This window comes from Paenibacillus foliorum (genome assembly GCF_013141765.1).
GTDB classification, from domain to species: Bacteria; Bacillota; Bacilli; order Paenibacillales; family NBRC-103111; genus Paenibacillus_S; species Paenibacillus_S foliorum.
This window is the reverse complement of the sequence record NZ_WHOD01000047.1, coordinates 1-2,809: the sequence shown is the minus strand read 5'-3', so window position 1 is coordinate 2,809 and position 2,809 is coordinate 1. Positions and strand designations below refer to the sequence as shown.

Annotated in this window: 4 protein-coding genes; 1 reads left to right on the top strand and 3 read right to left on the bottom strand. The window is 43.0% G+C overall.

What is annotated here, in order from left to right:
- Window positions 1–219: 219 nt before the first annotated feature.
- Both GC093_RS09825 and GC093_RS09820 read right to left on the bottom strand, forming a co-directional pair.
- Complete coding sequence (locus GC093_RS09825; RefSeq protein WP_171651696.1) at window positions 220–597, bottom strand: hypothetical protein; 378 nt, start codon at window positions 595–597, stop codon at window positions 220–222.
- Entirely contained in the window at window positions 587–1,033 is a 447-nt protein-coding gene (locus GC093_RS09820; RefSeq protein WP_312886493.1) for a MerR family transcriptional regulator, read from the bottom strand. Before GC093_RS09820 ends, GC093_RS09825 begins: the two co-directional genes overlap by 11 nt.
- Before the next feature lie 225 nt (window positions 1,034–1,258).
- On the opposite strand from GC093_RS09820, the gene GC093_RS09815 reads away from it, so the two are divergent.
- Window positions 1,259–2,239 (top strand): aldo/keto reductase, encoded by a 981-nt coding sequence (locus tag GC093_RS09815; RefSeq protein ID WP_171651694.1) that lies wholly within the window; start codon window positions 1,259–1,261, stop codon window positions 2,237–2,239.
- A 95-nt stretch (window positions 2,240–2,334) separates the two neighbouring features.
- Here GC093_RS09815 and GC093_RS09810 read toward each other — a convergent pair whose 3' ends face one another.
- On the bottom strand, window positions 2,335–2,649 hold the full coding sequence (locus GC093_RS09810) for a glycerol-3-phosphate acyltransferase (protein ID WP_312886492.1): 315 nt from the start codon (window positions 2,647–2,649) through the stop codon (window positions 2,335–2,337).
- Window positions 2,650–2,809 lie beyond the last annotated feature (160 nt).

Genomic DNA, 2,809 nt, shown 5'->3' with positions numbered 1-2,809 from the left:
TTCAATTAGGCTGCCGATTCATGCCGGCAGCCTCGTCCTAGTTTTCTTATTAAACAAACGTTCTCCGTTAGCGGAACAAACTTTTAGGAAATCCCCAATACCTTGCTAAGTAACCACCAAGTTAACCTAACCATTAGATGCTAATAGTCAGACTGAACAGGGTCAATAGCAATAAACTGGCGCGAAGGGAATTATGCGATCCCATCGGTTCTGAAGTAATCAGGCATTGGCGGGAACTCGCCCTGTCTGGGCCACTCGTGTTAACTCTACATTCACTGGTTTCGATACGACAGAGTACAAAACAAGGAAAACAACCTGGGCAATAAGGGCCGTGAGACTCCATGTAAGAGCATAAACAGGAGCGAAATTGAACCATTGGGTACCTGCCAGTACGAGTGTCGAGACGAGGGCAAAAGCCCCAAAAATCGGCATTCTTGTATCGGCAACTTCATGGATTCTGCCAATTACTTCGGTCATTCCAGCATCGGAACTAAGGGACAATGCCTTTCTCCCAATTACAGTGAAGAATACGTCAACACCGTACACAACTACAATGCTAAGAATGGCGATAATATGCAGGCATATATCATAGATCAATTTTTCCTTTCAGCTCGCGTATTTCATCCGGCATGTCTTCCGGTTTCATGTTTTTAGGAACAGAAGTTGTTCCAGCAGCAACTGCGGTATCATAAAACCAACACTTATATTTGATCGTATTCAATGTTTTCTGCAGCGATTCAATCTGTTCCTCGACAAGCTTTTTTCTTTCATAGAACATATCGCGGCGCAGTTGGAGAGTGGAATCCCCCTCCATATACCAGTCGACAAACTGCTTGATCTCTTTAATTGGCATACCTGTAGCTTTCATACATCCAATCAGCCGAATCCACCCAAAATCCTTTTCCTTAAACATTCGTACACCACCCGCACTACGTTCCACAAAGGGAATCAACCCTTCTCTGTCGTAGTACCGTAAAGTATACGAGGTTAATTGCATTTTCACCGCCGCTTCACTAATCGTATAGAGCATAATCCCACTCCTATAAGTTTTTTTATAAAAACTATTGACTTACAGTTAACTGTAGGTTGTAAGCTGACACTATCAACACTTCCTGATTTTGTCAAGATGAGAAAAGGAAGGAAATAAGAACGGCTTGAAACAAATAGGAGGTGATAAAATACCCTAGCTGGCAGAAAAAAGATAACCACAAAGGTCACAAGAACTGGAAAAATGATTGAAATATAAGGAGAGATTGATATGAAGACAAGATTTTTGGGAAATGGATTGAAAACATCTGAAATTGGCATTGGTTGTATGGGATTAAACCATCATCGCGGACCAGCAAAGGATAGAAACGAAATGATCTCGGTTATCCATGCTGCCGTTGATTTGGGGGTCACTATGCTTGACACTGCGGAGGTTTATGGGCCGTATACAAATGAGGAATTGGTGGGCGATGCTTTGGTCGGTCGAAGAGATAAGGTTCAACTTGCGACAAAAGGTGGGCACAAAGTCGGTGATCCTCAAGGCGGGCTTGATAGCAGACCTGAATCTATTCGCAAAGCCTTAGAGGGGTCTTTACGCCGGCTTAAAACCGACTATATTGACCTATATTACATCCACCGTGTTGACCCCAAGGTCCCGATTGAAGACGTAGCGCTAGCGATGCAACAATTCAAGAGAGAAGGAAAAATAAGACACTGGGGACTTTCAGAAGCCGGAGCAGAAACTATCCGCAGTGCTCATGCGGTTGAACCATTGACTGCGGTCCAAAACGAATATTCTATGTGGTGGCGAACTGTAGAAACCACCCTTTTTCCAACGCTGGAAGAACTGGGAATCGGAATGGTTGCTTATAGTCCCCTTGGGCGTGGATATCTAACCGGTAAACTCGACAAGAATATGTCTTTCAGCATAAACGATAACCGAGCAGAGCTGCCAAGATTTACGAAGGAAGCTATGGAAGCAAATCAAGTGGTCATTGATTTCATAGAACAATTAGCAATGGAAAAGCAGGCAACTCCGGCTCAGATTGCATTAGCATGGGTATTAGCACAGAAACCCTGGATTGTTCCAATCCCAGGAACGACAAGGATCGAGAGGATTCAGGAAAACAATGCTTCAGCGGAAATCATTTTCACCGAAAGTGAGCTCAAACAAATAAATAATGCTTTAAGCAAAATGGAAATAGTTGGTGACCGCTACCCCGCTTCTCAGCAAAACAAGATTGGAAGATAGGAATCTTGCCTCTTTCACCTTAAAGGATTACGGCGGCCGATTCTTCATCAAGCGATGTTTCGGTACCAGGCTCTTTAGAGTCATTCACTAGACCTTTAGACATATGTATAAAACCAGATATTTTGTGAAGAAGATCTCCGAACAAAGAAAGAGACCCACGCCATTAGGCATGCAAATAAATAAAAATATAAGGTATTCCCAAAAACAGGAATAAATGAAATAGCCGCAAAAAGCATTGTAGCACATATTGTGCCTAAAGAAACATAACGGGTTAAAGCTACTATTATTACAAAAAAGCCAAGGCATAAAAGGGCCATAACCCAGTTAACCATAAACAGCACAGCCACTGCTGTAAGTGCTCCCTTGCCCCCTTTAAACCCAAAATATACAGGCCCCTTGAAATTATTTATTACGATAATATCTTCTTCAGCTCACACCACGCTATCCTGCCAGTTACTTCAACGAGGCTGCCGATTCATGCCGGTAGCCTCGTCCTGGTTTCTTATTGAACAAACATGCCCCTTTAGCCGAACTTATTGTTTCTTAGTCGTTCCAGCACCGATGACGATG